Annotated in this window: 16 protein-coding genes; 5 read left to right on the forward strand and 11 right to left on the reverse strand. The window is 58.1% G+C overall.

The annotated features are described in order from the left end of the window. Positions 1 to 182 precede the first annotated feature (182 nt). Genes LJD17_RS16445 through LJD17_RS16460 form a run of 4 tightly spaced genes read left to right on the forward strand, consistent with a single transcriptional unit; the run spans position 183 to position 4,475 of the window. Positions 183 to 575 carry a Nif11-like leader peptide family natural product precursor gene (locus LJD17_RS16445; protein ID WP_227385284.1) on the forward strand — a complete coding sequence of 131 codons (393 nt, stop codon included), beginning with the start codon at positions 183 to 185 and terminating at the stop codon, positions 573 to 575. Positions 576 to 594: 19 nt separating this feature from the next. Then, positions 595 to 2,064, forward strand: a complete 1,470-nt coding sequence (locus tag LJD17_RS16450; RefSeq protein ID WP_227385411.1) for a radical SAM family RiPP maturation amino acid epimerase — start codon at positions 595 to 597, stop codon at positions 2,062 to 2,064. A gap of 13 nt (positions 2,065 to 2,077) precedes the next feature. Continuing rightward, complete coding sequence (locus LJD17_RS16455; protein WP_227385285.1) at positions 2,078 to 3,565, forward strand: radical SAM family RiPP maturation amino acid epimerase; 1,488 nt, start codon at positions 2,078 to 2,080, stop codon at positions 3,563 to 3,565. A gap of 40 nt (positions 3,566 to 3,605) precedes the next feature. Continuing rightward, a complete protein-coding gene (locus LJD17_RS16460; protein ID WP_227385286.1) occupies positions 3,606 to 4,475 on the forward strand; it encodes a GNAT family N-acetyltransferase in 870 nt (289 codons plus the stop codon). 10 nt (positions 4,476 to 4,485) lie between these two features. Here the strand turns inward: LJD17_RS16460 and LJD17_RS16465 are convergent, their stop codons facing one another. From LJD17_RS16465 to LJD17_RS16475, 3 genes are all read right to left on the reverse strand, one after another. Further along, the gene (locus LJD17_RS16465) at positions 4,486 to 7,542 is read right to left on the reverse strand and encodes an autotransporter outer membrane beta-barrel domain-containing protein (RefSeq protein ID WP_227385287.1); all 3,057 of its coding nucleotides are present in this window, start codon (positions 7,540 to 7,542) and stop codon (positions 4,486 to 4,488) included. A 156-nt stretch (positions 7,543 to 7,698) separates the two neighbouring features. Then, complete coding sequence (locus LJD17_RS16470) at positions 7,699 to 8,052, reverse strand: VOC family protein (RefSeq protein WP_227385288.1); 354 nt, start codon at positions 8,050 to 8,052, stop codon at positions 7,699 to 7,701. 28 nt (positions 8,053 to 8,080) lie between these two features. Further along, positions 8,081 to 9,313 (reverse strand): hypothetical protein, encoded by a 1,233-nt coding sequence (locus LJD17_RS16475; protein ID WP_227385289.1) that lies wholly within the window; start codon positions 9,311 to 9,313, stop codon positions 8,081 to 8,083. A 721-nt stretch (positions 9,314 to 10,034) separates the two neighbouring features. Between LJD17_RS16475 and LJD17_RS16480 the strand changes: the two genes are divergently transcribed. Then, positions 10,035 to 11,024 carry a homocysteine S-methyltransferase family protein gene (locus LJD17_RS16480; protein ID WP_227385290.1) on the forward strand — a complete coding sequence of 330 codons (990 nt, stop codon included), beginning with the start codon at positions 10,035 to 10,037 and terminating at the stop codon, positions 11,022 to 11,024. A gap of 11 nt (positions 11,025 to 11,035) precedes the next feature. On the opposite strand, the gene LJD17_RS16485 is transcribed toward LJD17_RS16480, so the two are convergent. The 8 genes from LJD17_RS16485 to LJD17_RS16520 all read right to left on the reverse strand — a co-directional run bounded on the left by LJD17_RS16485 (position 11,036) and on the right by LJD17_RS16520 (position 21,099). Further along, the gene (locus LJD17_RS16485) at positions 11,036 to 12,280 is read right to left on the reverse strand and encodes a carboxylate-amine ligase (protein ID WP_227385291.1); all 1,245 of its coding nucleotides are present in this window, start codon (positions 12,278 to 12,280) and stop codon (positions 11,036 to 11,038) included. A gap of 161 nt (positions 12,281 to 12,441) precedes the next feature. Then, complete coding sequence (locus tag LJD17_RS16490; RefSeq protein ID WP_227385292.1) at positions 12,442 to 12,930, reverse strand: GAF domain-containing protein; 489 nt, start codon at positions 12,928 to 12,930, stop codon at positions 12,442 to 12,444. A gap of 173 nt (positions 12,931 to 13,103) precedes the next feature. Next, on the reverse strand, positions 13,104 to 16,304 hold the full coding sequence (locus LJD17_RS16495; RefSeq protein WP_227385293.1) for an efflux RND transporter permease subunit: 3,201 nt from the start codon (positions 16,302 to 16,304) through the stop codon (positions 13,104 to 13,106). Between the two features lie 11 nt (positions 16,305 to 16,315). Further along, on the reverse strand, positions 16,316 to 17,467 hold the full coding sequence (locus tag LJD17_RS16500; protein WP_406600828.1) for an efflux RND transporter periplasmic adaptor subunit: 1,152 nt from the start codon (positions 17,465 to 17,467) through the stop codon (positions 16,316 to 16,318). Between the two features lie 255 nt (positions 17,468 to 17,722). Beyond that, on the reverse strand, positions 17,723 to 18,514 hold the full coding sequence (locus tag LJD17_RS16505) for an ABC transporter ATP-binding protein (protein WP_227385295.1): 792 nt from the start codon (positions 18,512 to 18,514) through the stop codon (positions 17,723 to 17,725). Next, complete coding sequence (locus LJD17_RS16510) at positions 18,511 to 19,287, reverse strand: ABC transporter permease (RefSeq protein ID WP_227385296.1); 777 nt, start codon at positions 19,285 to 19,287, stop codon at positions 18,511 to 18,513. The genes LJD17_RS16505 and LJD17_RS16510 overlap by 4 nt, the downstream gene beginning before the upstream one ends. Before the next feature lie 101 nt (positions 19,288 to 19,388). After that, positions 19,389 to 20,330 (reverse strand): ABC transporter substrate-binding protein, encoded by a 942-nt coding sequence (locus tag LJD17_RS16515; protein ID WP_227385412.1) that lies wholly within the window; start codon positions 20,328 to 20,330, stop codon positions 19,389 to 19,391. Positions 20,331 to 20,526: 196 nt separating this feature from the next. Further along, on the reverse strand, positions 20,527 to 21,099 hold the full coding sequence (locus LJD17_RS16520) for a HutD/Ves family protein (protein ID WP_227385297.1): 573 nt from the start codon (positions 21,097 to 21,099) through the stop codon (positions 20,527 to 20,529). Between the last annotated feature and the right edge of the window lie 6 nt (positions 21,100 to 21,105).

Here is a 21,105-nt window from a genome sequence, read left to right on the forward strand (position 1 = left end):
CCTGTTGCGGCAGATTACTTAAAGCTCATCAAGTACCGTTAAGAACATTTCAAGATGCTTGACGGCCTCAATACGTTCAGCTTACCTTGCCTTCAATATATTCCGCAAGGTTTCTGCGCCTTCCAGGGATATACCCCACACTTTGAAACCCCTATCAGAGTATATCCCCGAAGAGGTGGCCTATGGCAGTCGAAGATGCTGAGCGTTTCGCAAACGATCTTGTGGGCAATAAGGCGCTGCTCGCCGAAGTAAAGCAGCATGCGACCGGCCTCGCTTCGGTTGTCTCCATTGCCAAGCAACATGGTTATAATTTTACGCTCGACGAAGCGAAGAAATATATTCAGTCGCGGAGCCCTCAGGAGCTGACCGACCAGCAGCTCGATGCAATCGCCGGCGGAAAGAAGCATCACTCGAGCGTCGCGACCAGCACCAAGGTTGCTCAGACGGCCTATGTGGCGAGCAGCGCCGTCGAGGCCGCTGAGGTCGCGACCACGGCCGTGCAGGTCGCAGAGGGCGCTGTCGACGTTGCCGCCGCGGCTGAGGTTGTGGCCGTCGTTGCGGCCGTTCTGACCTGATCGCCATCCCTTGACCGACATGCTCGATCGCCTCTCCGAGGCGCGGCGGTTTGACGGCAGCCTGCCGGCTTTGCAAGATCCTCAGGCGTTTCTTGCGCGAGCGATCGAGCGCCGAACGTCGCAAGAGCGGTCGGTCATTGCCGAGACTAAGCGGTTTCGTGAACGTCTGATTGGCGACGGAGCGTTTCGTACGGCACTGCGCTCCGGGACGCTTTCGGACGCAGACGATTTTGAGCGCTACCGCCCGCTCTGGGATCAGGAACTCGGTCATACGGTTTGGAACTCGGCTGCCCTTGCCGCGTGGCCGGAAGTGCAGCTTTGGAAAAACTGGCACGAGGATCTCGTCTGTTATCGTGATCTGATGACGGCTTATCCGTCGCGGTACGGCACTCATCCCGGTTTCACGGCCTGGCGTCGGCGGCAGGAGGCCCGCACTGCGAGCGAGCTCGGGCCCATGCATTTGGCGATCACGCATCCCGTCGTGGCTTACGAGTTGGCACGGGGATGTTCGGTAGGATGCTGGTTCTGCGGCATCTCCGCAGATTCCTTTTCCGGAACAGCCGCGTATGCGGACCATGGTCCTCTCTGGCGGGAAATTCTCTCCGTCATGATGGACCGGCTCGGACCAGCGGCGCGGACGGGCTTCTGCTACTGGGGTACCGATCCCGCCGATACGCCCGATTACGATCACTTCCTTGCGGACCACCAGCGTATTACGGGATGGGTATCGCAAACGACGACAGCCACTCCTTTGCGGAATATCGATCTGACCCGCAGAATTCTGGCGCTTTCCGAAAGGGAAGGGCCGGTGCTGAACCGGTTTTCGGTTCTGACGACCCGGCAGCTCCACCAAATCTTCGAGGCCTTTACGCCTCTGGAGCTCCTGCTCGTCGAGCTCGTTCCGCAAATGCGCGGTTCATTGATGCCAAAGGCGAGAGCCGGCCGGGCCCTCGCCCGTGGGACGTCCCAGCCGGAGCGCGACCTCGGTCTCAGCAGCGTTGCGACGACGATCGCGTGCGTGTCCGGCTTTCTGATCAATGTGCCGGAGCAGAGGCTGCGGCTCATCGCGCCGACCCGTGCGAGCGCGGAATGTCCAGAGGGCTACAGGACCTTCGTCGACAAGACGTTCTCGGACGCCGCAGACTTCGCAAAGCTGCTTGATGAGGTCCTAGCGCTACATATGCCCGAAGATCTGAAAGGGGAGGCGCTCATCGGCTTTCGCCCCGATCTGAGGGTTACAATGGACGAGAGCGGGTTGCGGCTCGAGAATCAGGCGTCCGTTCATACGGTCGGCAAAGTTCCATTCCTAGCGGAGCTGGTCGATCTGTTGGTAGGCACTCCCCGAACAACCCAGGACGTCATCGAGGCGCTTGTCGTATCAGGCGCCAATTTCTTTGACGTCCACCGCCTGTTGATAGAACTTTATGAATGCGCGCTCATTGAGCCGCGCGATTGTTGGGCTGCAGGGTCCATGGCGCTGCGTGCGTGAAGCGAGATGTGAGATGAATATAACGGAAGCCACAAAGCACTATCGCAACATCTTCGAGCGCCGGACCCCGGAACAGATACGGACGCTTGCCCATATCAAGCGCTTTATGGAGCGCTTGGTCGCGGATCCCGGCTTTCGCCAGGCTCTCGCCGACAATCCGGATGATCCCAAAAGCGTGGCGAAGCGTTACGGGATCGGCGTCGATCCGAATGAAATGCTGCCGCTGTATCACCGGCGATACCTCCGCTACCGTTTCACCGACGAGGAGGCGCAATGGCCGCTTGCAGTCGCATGGGACGAGTACATGAAAGATATGTTCCGCCATCGTGACTTGCTTCGCGATGAGGGGAGCATGGAGGACATTCACCCTCGTTTCCATGCTTGGCGCGAGCGGCAGATCCGCCGCTCCATGAGCGAACTCGGCGGCTCAGGACCTTCGATCACTCATCCGATCGTTGCTTTTGAATTGAGCGAAGGGTGCACGGTGGGATGCTGGTTCTGCGGTCTGTCGGCTGAGCGCTTCCGCGGATATTTCCCTTACACCGAGGAGAACGCCAGCCTATGGCAGGATATGCTCCGGGCGGTTGACGGTATGTTTGGATCGGCCGCGCGAACGGGCTTTTGCTATTGGGCGACGGATCCTTGCGATAATCCCGATTATGATCGGTTCATTGCGGATTATTACCACATCACCGGTGCGCTTCCGCAGACAACGACGGCAGCGCCATTGAAGGATCCGGACCTGACGCGCCGCATCCTCGCGCTCTTCGACAAATATCGGACGGTCACAAACCGATTTTCGGTCCTGACTGTGAAACATCTTGAAAAGATCCATGCGGCTTTCACGCCTGAGGAACTCATGGGTGTCGAGCTGGTGATGCAGAATCGGGAGTCTCTGACCGCCAAGGCGGATGCAGGACGCGCCCGCGAGCGTCAGGCGAAGCTCCGTGCCGCCGGAAAGCCCGACAAGATTTCGGAACTATCCCGCGATCATACGACGATTGCCTGCGTATCCGGCTTCCTCGTCAACATGATGAAGAAGACCGTTCAGCTCGTCACCCCGGTGCCGGGCAGCGAAAGGTGGCCGCTCGGGTATCGCGTCTTCGGAGAACGACATTTCTCGACGGGTGAAGAGTTCCGGCAGTGCCTGGAAAGCCTGATCGACGAACACATGGCCGAGAGCCTTCCAGGGAGCTGGCCGGCCCGTTTCCGGCAGGATCTTCGCTTTGAGCCCATGGAGGGCAGGTTCAAGCTCCATTCCCGGTCCACCGAGCATACCATCCAGAACGCGATTTGCGGGGAAACGGCCGGAGCACTCCTTGCCCAGGGCAACCTGAGCGTGGCCGACGTGATCGAACGTCTTGTCGAGGACGGGGTCAGTGTCCTGGTCGTGGCGGATCTGCTCGAGAAGCTCTTCCAGGCCGGCCTCATCGAAGAGCCCGACGTCGGCGAAGTCCCGCAGGTCATACCAGACAGGCAAACGGCATCCTTAGCAGTTTGAGGCCATGAGCTTCGATGGTGTGCGGATTGCTCCAATCTCCTTGGAGAATCTCGCGGCAATCCGGCATCTGACGTTTCCCGCCGTCTACGACATCGTGCGGGAGCGTTATCCGTCTCAGTTTTACGCAGTTGCGGCTTTCATCGGCAGTGATGCGATTGGTCTGGCAATCGGAGTTGCCGGGCCGCGATCGGAATGCGAAGTCCTCTCGGTCTATGTCGTGGATTTTTGCCGGAGGCAGGGCATCGGTTCATCGTTGTTATTGCGGCTTGAACAAACATTCCTGGAAAAAGGCTTTCGAAAGGGCGTGCACTTTCTGACGGTCAACCCCGAGGAGCAAGGGCCGGTTCGCTTCCTCATGAGCCGGGGCTGGAATAGACCGGTTATTGTGAAGCTCATATGCCGCAGCACCTTGAGACAAGCCTTCGAGACCCCTTGGCTTGTTCGCGCGAAGCTCCCGGATCAGCATCGCGTAATCTCCTGGAGCGCATTAACATCGGTCCAGCGGAGCACGATTGCTGCCGGAATCGAAAAATGGATCCCAGATGAGCTCGACCCGTTTAGCTTCGAAAATGGGAGCGACATCGGCACCAGCATAGCACTCGTGGCAGGTGCCGACGATCATGCGCCCGTCGCAGGCTGGGTCCTGACGCACCGCTTGGATGCTTCTACGCTGCGTTGGACATGTTCTTTCATCGACCCATCGATCCAGGGAAAAGCGCGCATCCTGCCGCTTTGGCTCGAAGTCGCGCGGCGTCAAAAAAACGTCGATGGGTTGGAGAACTTCGTTTTTACAATTCCTTTGTCGCAGCCTCGGATGGTGCGCTTCGCCACACGCTATATGCGTCCTTGGCTGACGGGCTTGGATTATTCTTGCATGACAATGAAAGAACTCACGCCGACCATGGCGTGAGTTCTGCTTTTCAAAAACGCAAGGTGAGGTTTCCCTTAAGTGCGTGTTCCTGCGAACGTGCTCCGATCTGACCCGTATACGATGCCCCCAGGCTAAGTGACTGGGTCGCCTGCCAGTCGATGCCAGCTTCTCCTACGAGAGTGTCTTGGTCGAGAGGAACGCCGGAAATCGTGAAGGCGGACGCTCCGCCGGCAAAAGCCATCAGGGCCGTTGGCCTGATGTCGCCATAAGCGCGGCGCCAGCCCACCATTCCACGCAAGGTCACCGCATTGTCGTCACCGAACTGGGCTTCCGCTCTGATGCCGAGCGTGGTCGTCCCAAGATTATAGGACGAGCCGTACCCGGTCAGGGCTGCTGCTCCTCCGTTCTCTTGGTAACTGGCGGTGTGAAGGCGAAGGATGGACGCGCCTACAAAAGGCTCCACGTGGCCCCAGCCCCAACCTAAGCGATACCCGGCTTCACCGAAGGTCTGGAACGTCGATCCTCCGTAGGAGGCTGTCGTTGTGTCGGAGAACAGCGGAAAGAATATGTGTCGTGTGGTGTCGAAATCATGTCTGGCATAAGACGTGCCGAGACGTAGCGCGAGCGGGCCCCAGGTCGCAGAACCGTAAAGAGTGCCAAAAATGCTCTCATTCGTCTCCGACGAATACCTGGAAGCGGCGTCGGCTTTTGTGCGGATATAGCCAGCAGCGGCACCGAGCAGGTAAGCGGGGTTGAACTTTGTCTCCGCTCCGAGAATAAATCCGCCAGTCGACCGGTCGATGCTTGCGGCGTCACCGTCCGAGCGAGTCTTGCCCCACGCGCCAAAACCCTCTCCCCAAAAGGCAAACCTACGCTGGTCGAAGGCAGGCAGGGTCATGACTTGTGGCACAGCTCCCGGCCGGTCCGCAGCATAATCGGCCAGAACACGAGGGCCGTTACCGACGAGGCTCGATTGGGGGGAGCGATTCAGACGACCGAGAACGGCGCCCTGCAGGAGATCGGCATCCTGGTACGCAGATGTGACGGCGGATGCATGCATTTCCCCTGAAAGAGCATCAAATGCCTGCCTGGCTCCCGACACGGTCTGGCTGAGCACTGCGTTGAAGACCGGGTTGCCTTTTCCCAACGCGTCGATGGCATCCGCAGTGACATACTGGTTCCTCGTAAGCGCGACCGAGTGGAATGGCAGAGGGTCGACAGGAATGATCGGCGAACTGGCCCGCGTCAGAGTCATCGTGACGCTGTTGGCACCGTAGGTGAGTGAAGGCGTCAGAAAGGCAAGGTTGGATGTCACACCAGAAAAGCGGCCGCTGAGACCTCCTTTGGACGTCAGAATGGTATAAGTCGTGGAAGGATTGTACGTGCCTTGGCCGGCACGAACCTGCACGGTTCCACCCTGCAACGTCGCCTTGCCATCCGCATCGATCCTGTCGGATTGACCGGCCGGGGTTGCCGCAACCACGAAGGCGGAGCCTGCATAGAAGAGCACGTCGCCACGGACATTGAGGGGATCATTCACATTACCGGGAGCGACTGAGCCGCCCGACAGGGCGGTCATGCCGCCAATTGTCCCCGAGCCCGCCAGGGTTGCCCCTGAACCGACGGTCACGGACGAGGCGAGAGATCCGTCGATACGAAGTGTCCCCCCTTGGATTTGCGTTCCGCCCGTATAGATGCTCGCACCTGTTAGGGTCAGACTCCCGGCACCTTGTTTCGACAGTGTTCCGGAGCCGGAGACCGATGCTCCGAAGATGATGTTGTCTGAATGGTTGAAGATGAGGGCGCCCGCACTCGTCACTGACGTGGTTGACAACACGCCTGCGGATGAGCCGGAGCCGATCTGCAGCGTGCTGTCCTCTGCAATCGACACCGCTCCGGCGGATAAGCGTCCGCCATTCGTGAGGGACAGAAAACCAGGGCCAACGCTATCGTCCCCGACATAGAGGGTTTGTCCGACACTCCACAGGGAACCAGCTCCATCGACGTTCGCCGTGACGTTGATGCCGATCTCTGCGTCCCCCAGCGTCTCAAGCCGCCCTCCGTTGGACACAGTCAGGTTTCCCGGCGTCAAAAGAGATGCAAACGATGCCACGCCCGAGCGCGCAACGGATCCGGCGTCGGCCACCGTAAAGTCGCCGCCCAGGACCATGCCGAAGGCACTCGCATCGAGCCGCCCGCCGCTCTTGACGATGATGTCTCCATCCATGGTTCCGGCTGCTCCGCTCACATTGAGCCAGCCGCCTGTGGAAACCGTGAGGCTTCCGCCGTTGACGATCGCATCGCCGCCGACATTGAAGCTTCCATTCACCACGAGATGCGAGCAGCAGACCGTCAGGTCTCCACCGAGGGAACTTGCCCCGGTCACGGTGAATATGCCGTCTCCGGCGACTTCCAGGGATCCATCGCCGGAAAATGAGCCGGCGAATGTCGAACTCCTGTCGTTCATTCCGGTGATCAGTGTTGCGCCGGCTCCAATCTGCACTGAACCGGAGCCTTCAAGGGATCCGAACGTCGGATTGCCCGGGCCTGGTGCGATGATGGCGGTTCCATTCACGATCATCCGCGCATTTCCGCCAGAGGCATCGTCGGTGATCATGAACGTGCCGGACGGGTCCACCTGGACGATCACGTCCTGAATCGTTGCGGTGCCCTCGAACGAGAGGCCGGCGCCAGGGCCGACCCTGACCATCTGCGGCAGGGTGGGAACAGCGTTGATGAAACCTGTCCCGCCGACCGTCAAAAATCCTGACGGGCCTTGAATATTAATGGTGTACGCGGAGGTGTTCGCATTGAAGTCGAAGCCGGAGACGTTGAACGTCTGACCGAGATTGATTGATAACGCGGAGGGGCCGTCCGCGAAGGTCGCCGTCGCTCCGGCCCCATTGGGAACGACCGCAGGAGCCCAGTTTAATGCGTTTGCGTAGCTGTTGTCTGCTGCCCCCGTCCAGGTCTGTGCCTGGGCCGTCGCACAAAAGAGAGACACGGATGCTGGGAGCAGAGTGACGATCGCGGTCCCCCAGAGCCCGCGAGCGCGCACCTTGCCACCGGGCCTTGCGGTCCGAAAGACGCGCTTGGAGCTGCACATGTTGATCCTCCCAGACGACGAATACCAGGAACCGCCTTGCCTTCCTTTAGGTCATGATCCCGTAAGGGGGGATTGGGATCGGCGGGAAATTCAAAGCAAAAAGGCACTTTTTCCCACGTTGTTGCCGAGAGATCACGCCTTTGTATCCCTAGGGATCTAGCGGGCGTGACTGAGGATATTCACCAGTTTGCCGAATGGGTCGCGCACATAAAATCGCCGCACGCCCCAGGGTTCTGTCGCCGGGCCGTATTCGATGGGAAAGCCGTTCTCTTGCATCCGTCTCAGGGCTTCATCAAGATCGTCCACTTCGATCGAAAGATCAGGCACGTCAGTTCCCGATCCGCCTTCCGATGCGACGCTGATCTGAATGCTCATTGGGTCCCCCTGGCCAAAGGTCTGGATCCAGCCCTGGTCCATCAGCAGGTCAAGACCGAGAACATCCTGATAGAAGCGTTTCGCTTGGCTCAGGTCCGATGCCCCGATATTGGCGACGATGCGCTGCACTCTCATGGGATATTCCTGCTTTGAACATTCGTATCTAGGGCGTCGTCCGCGTCGGAACGGGCGCCGAGTACCCTTTCGTCGTGAGATTTTTACACCAGGCGGGACCTAAGGGTCGTGGTTCCATAGGGCAGGCAAAGCGGAAGCCCCATACGAAGTCCGTCTGCACCGCGAGAAGGCGAGGTGCCTCCCGTTGAGCGCCGACCCCGAAGAAGGCGTTGACAGAGAACCAGGCCGGGTTAGGGGCTCCATTGACGCTCTCTGCCAGGCCGGCATCGCTCATGCGGTCGGTGAAGATCGCAAAGGCCGGAACGCCGTCCTTCGTGATCGCGGCACGGCTGTGGCAGGTCAAGCAGGATGAACTGTTCACGAACCCTGCTTCCGTTACGGAGTTGCCGACCCGGGTAGGTATGCCCGTCGCCGTCACGAAGTCCACCTGGGTGCCCTTGAGACGATAAGAGCGCCACGCCGCATCCTGCCGAGACGGTCGGCCGGAGGTGTTGACGCCATTCCCCATGCCGATCTCGGCCTGGGCGAACAGTGCTTGAAGAACGGGGCTTATAGTGCCTCCGTCGGGATAGACTTTTGCAAGGTCGAAGGCATCGACACCGGCACTGTCGACATTCGTCCGCTTGTTGGGGCCTGTATAATTGTTCGCCAAAGGCTCCGTGCTTCCGGATGGCGTGGGGCCTGCCGCGGTGTATCCGAAGCTGTCGTTGCAACCAATCCAGTCGCACCGCCCCTGATTGTTGACGTGCTCGAACGTTGCCCATGTCCAGTTTGGAACGTCCTTGCTGGAAATATGCATCGACAGCAAAATATACGGCTTCGGGGCAGCAGGCATCGTGTCACCCGGCGCCGAGCGGGGAACGAAGTTCATGATGATGTAGGGATGGCTCGCATCGTTGAGATCGATCCCCACTTGGGACGCTCGGTCCGCCGCAAGCCAGTTTGCCTTCACCATGATGGACGAGATCGGGAAATCGATCTTCGTCAGGAACGGCGGGGACGCGTGTGCCGCAACTGGGTCAGGCGGAACCGCACGTCTGGGCGCGACGCTGCCGAGCAGGGTGAGCTTGTTATCGAAAACGCGGATCAGCCCTTCCGTGGAATAAAGCTCGTTGTCGAAAACATAATCGACCATTGGTTGATTGCGGAAGATGATCTCGTCCTGCAGGGCTCCAATTACCGGTGACTTGAGAATTTCCGGAACGGCTTCCCAGCGCTTGTCACTCTTCCCGAGAACCCCTAGTGCCTGTTCGATGCTCATTTGATGAGCCGTGACCGGTGCGCGGACCTGATGGCTTGGAACCCCCGGCGTTGGGCCTGGATAGACCGGGCAGTGTTCGGGGGCGCCGGTGTTCGATATTTCGACTGCAGGGCAGCACCGACCCTTCGTCTCTCCCGGCCGACACCGCGGCCACGGGTCGCTCGGCCACATCTGGCGGTCTGTCGTCCAATCTTCCCAAAAATTATCGCGGACGGCTCGCACGAACAGGGTCCAGGCGAAGGCGTCCGGGCAGGTCATGGACGGGTTTGAAACCGCCGGATCAAAGGCGTAGCTATTCCCCGTAATGTGAAGGCGACATTGCGGCGAGTCCTTTACGTCGGCCAGCGGGACCATGGCATAGTCGATCTGATCAGGGCGGACGGGTTCTGTTGGGACCTGCGCTTGTACGATCCCGATTCCGATGGATAATCCAAATAGGATCCCAGCCGTAAGCTTGCCGAACCTTCCCATTGCCCGCCCCTAAGATGGAATTTGTCTTATGGCCCGTCGAGGCCTCGCCTGAATGTGTGGCATAGGGAATGAGGAAATGGCTAGGGCACTCCCGGCATCACGTCAGCCTTGTGCAAGCTTCGGAGGTCCTGTTTAGCCTCAGCCGTAAGTCGTCGCAGTCCAAGCTCAGTAAAAATGAGATAAACTTGCGAGATCGATCAAGTATCGTAGGTTCATGCCCCAAAAATTCAGCTCATGACGCGCGGATGATATGACAGCAGCGTTCGAACAGGCCTTTCAATCAGGTGTCGTCTTCCTCACGGACGGAGGAATCGAGACGCGTCTCATCTATGAGTTCAGTCTCGGTCTTCGCGATTTCGCGTCATTTCCCGAGCTGTTCGACAGTCGCGGTCGTGCTGCTCTGCGGAAGGTTTATACAAGCTATCTCGACGTGGCAGCCCAATCTGGAAGGCCGATGTTGATCGGCAGCCCGACCTGGCGTGCGCATCCCGATGGGCTCAGACATGCGGGCTTCGGAGAACCCGATGATCTCACCCGGGTCAATACGGAAGCCGTTTCGTTTCTCCGAGAACTCCGAAGGGAGATGAAGCTGGAGAAGCAGGTCTATATCGCTGGGGTGATTGGGCCCAGAGGGGATGGTTACCGGGCTGAGGGGGCGCCTCAAACCGAGGAGGCACAGCACTATCATCACGCCCAAGCTCGAGCTCTTGCCGATGCGGGCGTCGATTTTCTCTATGCGCCGACCTTCGCGAGCCGTACGGAACTGATCGGCGTTGCGCTTGCGATGGCCGGAACCGGATGTACCTACGCGTTGGCCCCGGTGATCAATGGGCACGGCGATCTTCCCGACGGAAGCAGCCTGTCGGAGGTCATAAGCTTCATCGATGCCACTGTTCAACCCCGGCCCCTCTACTACCTGACAGGGTGCGTCCATGCATCGACCTTCAGCGACGCGGTCGCCGACGACGATAGGTTGCAGCCTCTCATGCCAAAGCGACTGGTGGGGATGAAGGCGAATGCATCAGCGCTCCCACCGGAAAAATTAAATGATCTTGATCATGTAGAGGGGGACGAGCCAGCTGCCTTCGCTCGCGGCATCCTCAATCTACACAATAAATACAGCCTGCGAATCCTGGGCGGCTGCTGTGGCACCGATGCGGGACATATTCGGGCCTTGGCGGAGGGTTTGGCGGAGTTCGAGGCTAAATCAACCAAGAATCGTCCAGCAACGGTCACGTGACTGGCCAGGGACTAAGGGAGAAACATCCTTCCTTCTTCCAGGCAATCACAAAGACCGTCATAGACTTCCTGCAGCCGCGGCAACCTATAATCCCCGTCGACTGCCTTTTCGATGCGCCTGGCGAGAGGGCCGCTTTCCAAGATCGTATCAAGGACTGGCATCCAGCCCGTCATGAGAAACCCTTTGGCTTCCGCATTCGTCACGAGACGGCGCCAGAGATCACGTGCGGTGCAAATGCTCGTGGTAAAGCCGAGGCTGGCAAGGTAGGCCGGGTTGTCGATAAGGGCTTCGTCGGCTGTCCGAATGCAGGCATTGAAAATGCGCACGAGGTGCCCGGTCGACAGGGCGGGCGAGATCTGTTTATGCAGGTTTCCTTGCTCATAGAGCATTTTCACGACTGCAATAATGGCAGCGGCGACCGAAATGTCCGCTCCGGGACATTCCTGAGTGTCGATGACCCTGATCTCTATGGAGCCTCGACGGAAGCGCGGAATTGCTCCTCGCGCATTGAGCCACTCATCCTGGAGAGCTCCAGCACGATCATGCTCCGCAATGGCTCGGTACATCGGCGTCAGAACAGCCTGCTCATAATGTGCGCGACTAGAAGCGCTCTCCGGAATGACCTGTCCCGTGATGATCGGAAAACAAGCCGCGTTGGTCCGGTAGGCTTCCATCCGGAAATCAGCGAATCCGGTCTTGCGGCCATCTGCGATGGGTGAGCTCGCTGCCAGGGCGGGAATGATCGGCAAAATGAGCCGAATAATCTCATGAAGGCGAACAAACTGCTCTTCGCCGGAGAAGGGCAGGTTCACATGCATGCTCTGCACATTCGCCCAACCATGAGTTCCCGTTTCGAAGATGTTCTTGAATGCAGCATAAATACCCTCAGGGTCGTTGCTCCAGACATGGGTATCGCGGGCCGGGTCCATCCAAGGGTGCATGGCGGACGGCATGAGACGTGCGCCTTGAAGTCTCAGTGCTTCATTCGCCGCTTTCACCTCCCTCTGAAAGCCTTCACTTATCCCATCCAGGTCAGCGGAGGGATGGAGCAACTTGATCTCCAGAACATGCGCCATGAACTCGTTGGACCACCCGAAGGGATCCCGGTTGAGCGCATTGACTTGACCGCCGTCCGCAGCTCTCAAAATTTGGCCTACGATAGGGCGGCACCCGAGCGTTTTCTGGTCGACGACGCAATATTCGATCTCGACTCCATATGCCGAGAAAGCATCGAGAGAGCGTGCCGCTTTATCCATTGATCACGCCGCCCTTCGCTACTTTAGACATGTTGACGAAGAAACGCCTCGATGTGGGTGCCAAGCAATTGCCACCGGCCTCGTAATCGATGCTTGGCTAGCGCTTGTCCAAGTACACGGGGCGGGATTCTGTCTGGCAGCAGACGTTCATGGCGCCGATTTCAAGCGCTCTGCTCAAGGAGTGCTGGCAGAATTTGCCTGGCAATCATCATGGCAGGCTCGACATGATCCTCATTGTAAACACCCTCGCGATCGAGCAGGTTCACGGTTCCCAGCACCTCGCCGTTGAAGACGATTGGAAGGTTCATCACGCATCCTAACCCGAGCCCGACGATTGTCTCATGATCGGGAAAGAGAGGGGTGAAACCGGCGGGAGTCTTAGCAAGAAAAGGCTTCATCTCTGTGCGGACGCGTTGCGTGTAGGCGTTTGGGAGAACCGGTTTGCGGCCACCGACTGCGTATACCTCGGGATTGGTCGAGTGAATGCGCTCTACCTCGCGGCCGCCGGCGAGCATGCATGTCACGGTGTACAGACGATAGCCAACGGACCTTGCAAAGGCGTCGCCGGCAGCCGTGAGGATAGGATGAGGTTGACCGGGAGCCTCCCATGATTTTTGGACCTCGAGTACCAACTGAGTCACGTCCGTCATCGCTTCATCCTTAAAAGATATTCGCTCTTGCTCATGCGTATGCTGGCTTCTCGGCATGCCGAGTCCCGCCTTGCAGAGTTCCTGATCGTCATACACGAGGCTATGCCACCTGAAAATGCAGTCTTCCATGGGCCTTGGGCAAAATGGTCCTGCCAGTGGTTTGTGGTCGCCCGCTACGGGGCGAGCTTTTCCCCGTCGGGTTCTGACAAAGGTGCTTCCTTGGGACGTCGCGAGAACCGACTTGTACTCATCCAATTCGTTAACTTCCGAATTGCCACATAAAAGACCGGGGTGAGGAAAAGTCCGAAAAGCGTTACGCCCAACATACCCGCGAAGACAGCCGTTCCGAGAGCCTGCCGCATCTCCGCGCCGGGGCCGGTCGCAATGGCAAGGGGAAGAACGCCGAGAATGAACGCAAAAGCCGTCATCAGGATTGGACGTAGCCGAAGGCGGCACGCCTCTACGACGGCGGCGATGGGATCCAGACCTTGTTCTTCCTCGGCCTGCTTGGCGAATTCCACGATCAGAATGGCGTTCTTGGCGGCAAGTCCGACCAGAACCACGAGGCCGATCTGCGTCAGAATATTATTGTCCATCCCGCGAATCATGACCCCAACGAGTGCCGAGAGCACTGCCATTGGAACAACCAGAATGATGGACAAGGGAAGAGACCAGCTCTCGTACTGTGCCGCCAGCACGAGAAAGACGAACAGTACGGATAGGCCGAATATCAAAATGGCCGTGTTGCCGGTCTGCTTTTCCTGGAATGCCAGCTCTGTCCATTCGAAACTCGTCCCTTGGGGCAGGACCTCCCGAGCAAGCTGCTCCATCGCATCAAGCGCCGTTCCCGAGGACACTCCGGGCGCTGCCTCGCCCTGGACCGGCACTGAGGTGTACATGTTGTAGCGCTGGATCAGATTGGGCCCGGATATCTCGCGCATTTCTACCAGCGTACCGAGAGGCACCAAGGCTCCCGTCGAGGAACGGACGCGCAGGCTATTAATATCGGACGGCTCGATTCGAAAGCGCTGGTCGGCCTGTGCCCGCACTTGCCAGACTCGTCCTAAGAAGTTGAAATCATTCACATACGCGGCGCCGAGATTGACCTGCAGAGCCTCGAAGATATTGGCGATGGGAACGTTGAGGATGCGGGCTTTTGCACGGTCGATCTCCAGGAAAACCTGGGGTGCATTCGCTGAAAATGTCGTAAAGACGCCTGCGAGATTGGGATTCTGCCGAGCTCGACCCATAATCTCGTAAGCGGCCGCGAGGACGCGATCTACCTCGTCTCCCGTGCGCTCCTGAAGCTGAATACGAAATCCGCCGCTGTTGCCCAACCCTCGGACCGGCGGAGGCGGAATGGCGATAATGAACGCCTCCTGGATGGATTGGAGGCGGCCGAACAATTGCCCAATGATTGCCTGACCCGATTGTCCGGCTGCTACACGGTCATCAAACGGCCGAAAGCTCGCAAAGATTGCAGCCGCATTGGTGGCGTTGGTGAAAGTGGCGCCGGAAAAGCCTGCGAATGCAACCGCGTCCTTAACGCCAGGAGTTTCCTGAATGATCTTTGATGCCCGCTGAACGACCTCATCCGTGCGGGACAGCGACGCTCCCTCCGGCAACTGAACCACAACGATGGCGTATCCCTGGTCGAGCGTGGGGATGAAGCCTCTCGGGATGGTGTTTGCAATCCATACCGTCCCGGCGATCAGCCCAGCATATATGGAAAGCGCAATGAGCTTATGTCGGACGACGCCTCCAACCGCCCTGGCATAGGCGCCGGAAGTCGCATCGAAACCTCTGTTGAACCTGTCCGCCATCCAGCGGCCTGTTCGAGCGATCGCGTTGCGGGGGCGTTCTTCCTGATGCGGCTTCAGGAGGAGGGCCGCGAGGGCAGGGGAGAGCGTTACGGAATTGAAGGCCGAAATCAGGGTCGAGACTGCGATGGTCAGGGCAAACTGGCGGTAGAATTGGCCTGTTATACCTGGAATGAACGCTGTCGGGATGAAGACTGCGCTGAGCACCAATGCGATTGCCACGACGGCGCTGCCGACCTCATCCATGGTTCTATGCGCCGCCTCTCGGGGGGACATTCCGAGGGAGATGTTGCGTTCCACATTCTCCACGACCACGATGGCGTCATCGACGACGATACCGATCGCCAGCACCATGCCGAAGAGGGTCAAGGTGTTGATGGAAAAACCAAGAAGGGACATGACCGCGAAAGTGCCAATCAAGGATACAGGGATCGCGATGATTGGTATTACGGCCGTTCGCCATGATTGCAGGAAGACAAGTACGACGAGAACGACGAGAAGCGCCGCCTCGAAAAGGGTTTTGTAAACTTCGTTCACACTTTGCGCGATGAACTCGGTCGGATTATAGACAATCTCATATTGGAGACCAGGCGGGAAATTCTTGGAAAGCTCCGCCATGGTGGCAATGATCTGCTCCGCTGATCCGAGTGCATTGGTATTGGGGCGCTGAAATATGCCGAGAGCCACGGCCGGCTTCCCGTTGAGATAGGAGTTCGTGACATAATCCTGTGCCCCGAGCTCGACCCTTGCCACGTCCTGCAGCCGCACGAGGCGCCCATCCTCGGTGGCGCGTACAATGATCTGGCGAAATTCACGAGGGTCCTCGAAGCGTCCTTGGGTTTTCACGACGAGCTGAAAGGCACTGTCCGTCGGCGCCGGCTCCGCACCGAGAGATCCGCCCGAGACCTGCACGTTCTGTTCCTGCACCGCTCTGACGACATCCCCGGAAGTCATGCCGAAAACGGCGAGTTTCTCAGGGTCGAGCCAGACACGCAGGCTGTATTGGCGCTCACCGAAGAGAATGAGGTCTCCGACACCGTCAAGGCGAAGGAGGATGTCTCGCACATTGTTGCGCGCATAATTCGACACATAGAGCTGATCGTAAGTGTTGTCCGGCGAGAGCATATGGACAACCATCATCAAATCCGGAGAACTCTTGGCCGTTGTTACTCCAAGGGCGCGTACCTCCTGGGGAAGCCTGGGAGTCGCGATGGCTACCCTGTTCTGAACAAAGACCTGAGCGGTATCGAGATCGGTGCCGAGCTTGAACGTGACGGTTAGGGCCATCGACCCGTCCGACGTTGAATAGGAGGACATGTAGAGCATGTCCTCAACACCGTTGATCTGCTGCTCAAGCGGGGTCGCTACAGTCGATGCAACGGTTTGTGCGTCAGCTCCTGGATAGCTGGCACGCACCACGATGGTCGGCGGCGCAATCTCTGGGTATTGAGCGATAGGGAGGGTCGTGTAGGCAATTCCGCCGACGAGGAGAAGAACAACGGACAAAACGGTTGCAAAGATCGGACGATCAACGAAGAAGTGGGCGAACCGCATTCGACCCTCCGTTATTCATTGAGGTTGCGGTTTGCGGCCTCGCGGACCGGCGGCAAGGTTGAGACTTGCGGATTGACCTTTATTCCGGGTCGAACCCTCGCCAAACCGTTGACCACGATATTTTCATCGCCCTTCAGCCCCGTACGGATGACCCGATAGCCATCAATTCTTGGCCCGGGGCGAACGGGCCTTATGCTGACGGTGTTATCCTCACCGACCACGTAGACAATTCGACGGTCCTGATCGCTTCCGACAGCCTCGTCGGGAACGAGAATACCTTTATAGGGATTTGAACCCATAAGGCTGATGCGTCCGAAAAGACCCGGTGTGAGGAAAAGATCCTTGTTGTCGAAGATGGCCCTAGCCCGAATGGTACCGCTTGCCGCGTCAAGACGGTTGTCGATGAAATCAAGCTTACCTGTGCGTTTGGCAAGCCTCTCGTCGGTCATCGTCAATTCGACCTGATTGGGGCCGTCCTGGGTCGACGTACGCGTTCCACCGTTCTCCTGCCGCGAGTAGGCAAGATAAGAACGTTCATCGACATCGAAATAGAAGTGTATCGGATCCAGCGAAACAATGTTTGTCAGGATCGTTTCGTTGGCGTTGATCAGGTTGCCGACGGATACAAGTTTGCGTGAGATCCGCCCGGCAATGGGAGCCTTGATCTGCGTGAATTCTAAATCCAGGCGCGCATTGCGGAGGGCGCCCTGTGCGCGATCGAGCTCGGCCCGAGCCGTTAGAAAATTTGATCGACGCTGGTCTAGGAGCTGCTCGGCGATATTGCCGGACTTACGCAGCTGCTCCGCTCTGTCCAGATCATTCGACGCAAATTCGACCCTGACCTGGGCGGAAGCCACCGTTGCTTCCGCTTGTTCCAAGGCTGCCTGGTACGGGCGTTGATCAATCGTAAAAAGGGGGTCGCCTTCCTTGACGATCGCGCCGTCGACGAAGTGAATTTTGTCCAGGTAGCCGGATACGCGGGCCCTGATATCGACTTGATCGATGGCGTCGAAGCGCCCGATGAAATCGTCCCGCTCTACGATGTCTTTGACGACGGGTTTGGCAACGGTGACTTGTGGCGGCGGTGGAGTTTGAGCGTAGGTGAGTTCAGGGGGCAGCAACGCCAACGCGGCAATAAGGGTCACGGTCCTCAGACACGACATAGCGTCCTCCGTCCGAATGAGGCGAAGATCATTCAATGTATTCGCCTCGTCGAATTACAGAAAATCAGGGTGAAATGCTTTTCCGCAAATCCGATATGTCACATTAACGTGGCAGTTGGGTGGCTATGTTAAGCGGGGTTTCCCTCGTCAGACAAGATGATCATTGTTACAGCAGCGAGAGCTTCTTGTCGGGAAGAATCGGTTTCATCAGCTGAAAGTCGTTTGCGATATAAAGTTTCTTTTCGGACCGTGCCTTCAGTGAACTTCGCTGGCACGCATCGCTTCAACCCGTATTTCCTCCGTCAGGAGAGCCTTGAGGTCGGAGAACTCAATACTGGTTTTCATCCTGTAGTGCCGCGGATGCGGAAGCTCGACAGGGATATCGGCCTTGATTTGTCCTGGGCGCGCCGTCATGACGACGACGCGGGACGCAAGGAAGATTGCTTCCTCGATGTCGTGAGTTACGAACAGGACGGTCTTTCGCTCCCGCTCCCAGATCCCAAGTAGAAGTTCCTGCATGAGAGAACGGGTCTGATTGTCGAGGGCGCCGAATGGCTCGTCAAGAAGCAGGATGGCGGGATCGTTGGCAAGCGCACGCGCGATAGCCGTTCGTTGCTGCATGCCGCCTGATAACTGCTTCGGGTAATGCTGCTCGAAGCCGCGCAACCCCACCTTGTCGATATAGGACGCGACAATTTCCCGGCGCATGCTTGACGGGACGCTTTTCTCTCGCAAACCGTATGCGATGTTATCCGCGACGGTCAGCCATGGAAAGAGGGTGTAGGATTGAAACACCATGCCGCGATCGGCGCCAGGTGCCCTGATTTCCTGCCCTTTGAGAACGACCCTGCCGGATGTCGGCTTGTCGAGGCCGGCAACAATCCGGAGCAGAGTCGACTTTCCGCAGCCGGAGGGCCCGAGAATGGTGATGAAGTCGTTCTCCGTCACGGAAAGATTGGTGGGCTCGAGCGCCCGTACGGGAGCGCCTCCCCGCATGCCAGGGAAAACACGCGACACGTTGTCGATCGTCAAAACAGTGTTTGTCATGCTAGCCGCCAAGGAAAGAGTGTTCGGTTCAAAGCCTTGAACATGAAGTCCGAAATAAGCCCGATAATGCCGATCACGATAATTCCGAAAATCATCTGCCCGGTTGCGAGAAGGGCTTGGCTGTCGATGATCATATGGCCGATGCCGGATGATGAGCCGATCAGTTCGGCGACGATGACATATGTCCATGCCCAGCCGAGCACGAGACGGAGAATCTCTGCAATTTCGGGAGCATTGGCCGGAATGAGAACGCGCCGCACGACACCCCGGTCGTTCGACCCAAGGGTATAAGCCGCTTCGACGAGATCGCGGCGCGTATTGCCGACCGCGACTGCCACCATGAGAATGATCTGGAAAACAGACCCTATGAAAATGACTAGCAATTTCTGCATTTCGCCGATTCCAGCCCACAGAATAAGGAGTGGAACGAACGCAGAGGCAGGCAGGTACCGGGCGAAGGAGATGAAGGGTTCGAGGAACGCCTCAAAGGGTTTGTAGGCCCCCATCAACACACCGATCGGAACCGCAACGACAGCCGCGAGGATAAAGCCTCCGACCACGCGCCAGACCGTCACCCCGATATCGGTCAGAAACCCGAATTTCGTCAGGAGGAGCCATCCATCCTGAAGCATGGTGATTGGATCGGCCAGGAATGTTCGCGAAACGTAGCCACCGAGTGTCGCGAAAGCCCAGGCCGCAACGAAGAGCACAAAAAAAGATATACCAAGAACGACGCGTAGGCCTTGGCTAACTGGTTCGAGTGGACGTCTCATGAACGAATGCCCGCCGCCTGGAAAGGAGCCCAGTCCAGGTCCGCATGAGGGAAAGGAGCGAAGCGGCGGCTCGCTATGGGAGCCGCCGTGCAAGGGATCAGCTACTGGATGAAGCTGGTATCAGCGAGCGCGTTCATGTCCGGTCTCTGCTTGATGATGCCAATTTCCAGCAGAAGGTCCGCGGCTTCAGCCGAAAACGTCTTGAACTCGCTGTCGAAGAACTTCTTATTGGCCTCTCGGTCCTGCCAGCGCAGGAACTTTGCCGACGCGGCAAAGGCCTCGCCTGTCTGTTTTACGTCGGCTCCCATAATCTCATAGGCCTTCGCGGGTTCTTTGGCGATCATATCAAGAGCTTCGAAATAGCTGTCCGCAAGAGCTTTTGCGGCCTTTGGATTGTCGCTCAGGAATTTCGGCGTGCAGCCGAAGGTGTCCATCACCATCGGATAATCGAGGGTCGTTGCAATGATCTTGCCGGATTGCGGCGCCGCGCGCACGGAGGAGAGATAGGGCTCGTAAGTCATGGCGGCATCATTCTGGCCTGCGATGAAAGCCTGAGCGGCGGGACCTGGCTCCATATTGACGACAGTCGCGTCCTTTACGGAAAGACCGTTTTTCTTGAGCATCCAAGCAAGCGCGAAATAGGGGGAGGTACCGGGTGCTGAAGCAGCGACGGTTTTTCCCTTGATATCCTTGATCGAGCCGATCGTGTTGCGCACGACCATGCCGTCGGCGCCGTAGCTCTTGTCGAGCTGGAAGATCTGCTTCGTCGGGACACCGTTCGCGTTCCAGACGATCCAGGTTTCAACTGTGGTGGCGGCGCATTGAATGTCGCCGGACTGGATCGCGAGGTGGCGGCTGGCCTGAGGCACCTTCTTCAGCGTGACATCGAGGCCGTTCTTTTTGAAGATGCCCGCTTCCTGTGCGAGTGTCAGGGGAGCAAAGCCGGTCCAGCCGGAAATTCCCACCGCTACCTTCGTATCCTGCGCCGATGCCGAGCCCGCTGCCAGCGAAAGCAGCGCCAAACCACCTATGATCGATTTCATCATGACCTCCACGTCACCCTGCCGTCTCGTCTATCGGTCGCCGTGACATCTCTGGTCTATCTCTGTCTTTTGCCGTCACGGTTCGATGCGAGTGTCCGCAGATCGCACCATGACGGAAGTCGGATGTCAAATGTATAGACATGAGGGGCTGCTGGAACTTTCCTCATTCGGCACGAACTTCACACTTTATTGCTCTCTAATCAGGCGTAATCTCGATCAGCACCGCCCTGCCAGGGCCAGAGAGAGGGATGAGATCAGTCCAGGCCGGCAGCATCAGCGTGTCGTGCGTCTCCAGCGCATGCATGGTTCCGCCCAAGGTTACGTTCAACCGCCCATTCAAGGGTGTAATAAAGGCCATGTGGGCATCTTCGGCCAGGAGGGCTGTTCCGGCCTCAAGCGTCCGCGTGCGATGACGAAACTGCCCACGACGGGTCATGACATTGAGGTCGCGGATTGGACCTGACAGGAGACGGCACGTCGTTGGGTCGTCCCCCGAGAACGATAACTTGTCCGACGGGCCCTTCAGTCGGAATGGAACTCCTCCGACGGTCAGCTCGATGTTTCCGCCTTCCATCACGATCAGGGTCCGGTCGACACCCGGAAAAGCGGAGAAGGGGCCCTCCATCGCCACGTCGGCCATGCTGATGCGCCAGCCGAAAGTGTCAAAGCCGGCGCCATGCGGAAAGACGGAAATCTCTGACGTCGTCCCGCCGCCATTCTTCCACGGAACCCTCACGAGCTCTGCAGCGCGAATCACATGAGGGGTCATGGTTTT

The sequence above is a fragment of the Microvirga rosea genome (assembly GCF_020595095.1).
Lineage (GTDB): Bacteria > Pseudomonadota > Alphaproteobacteria > Rhizobiales > Beijerinckiaceae > Microvirga > Microvirga rosea.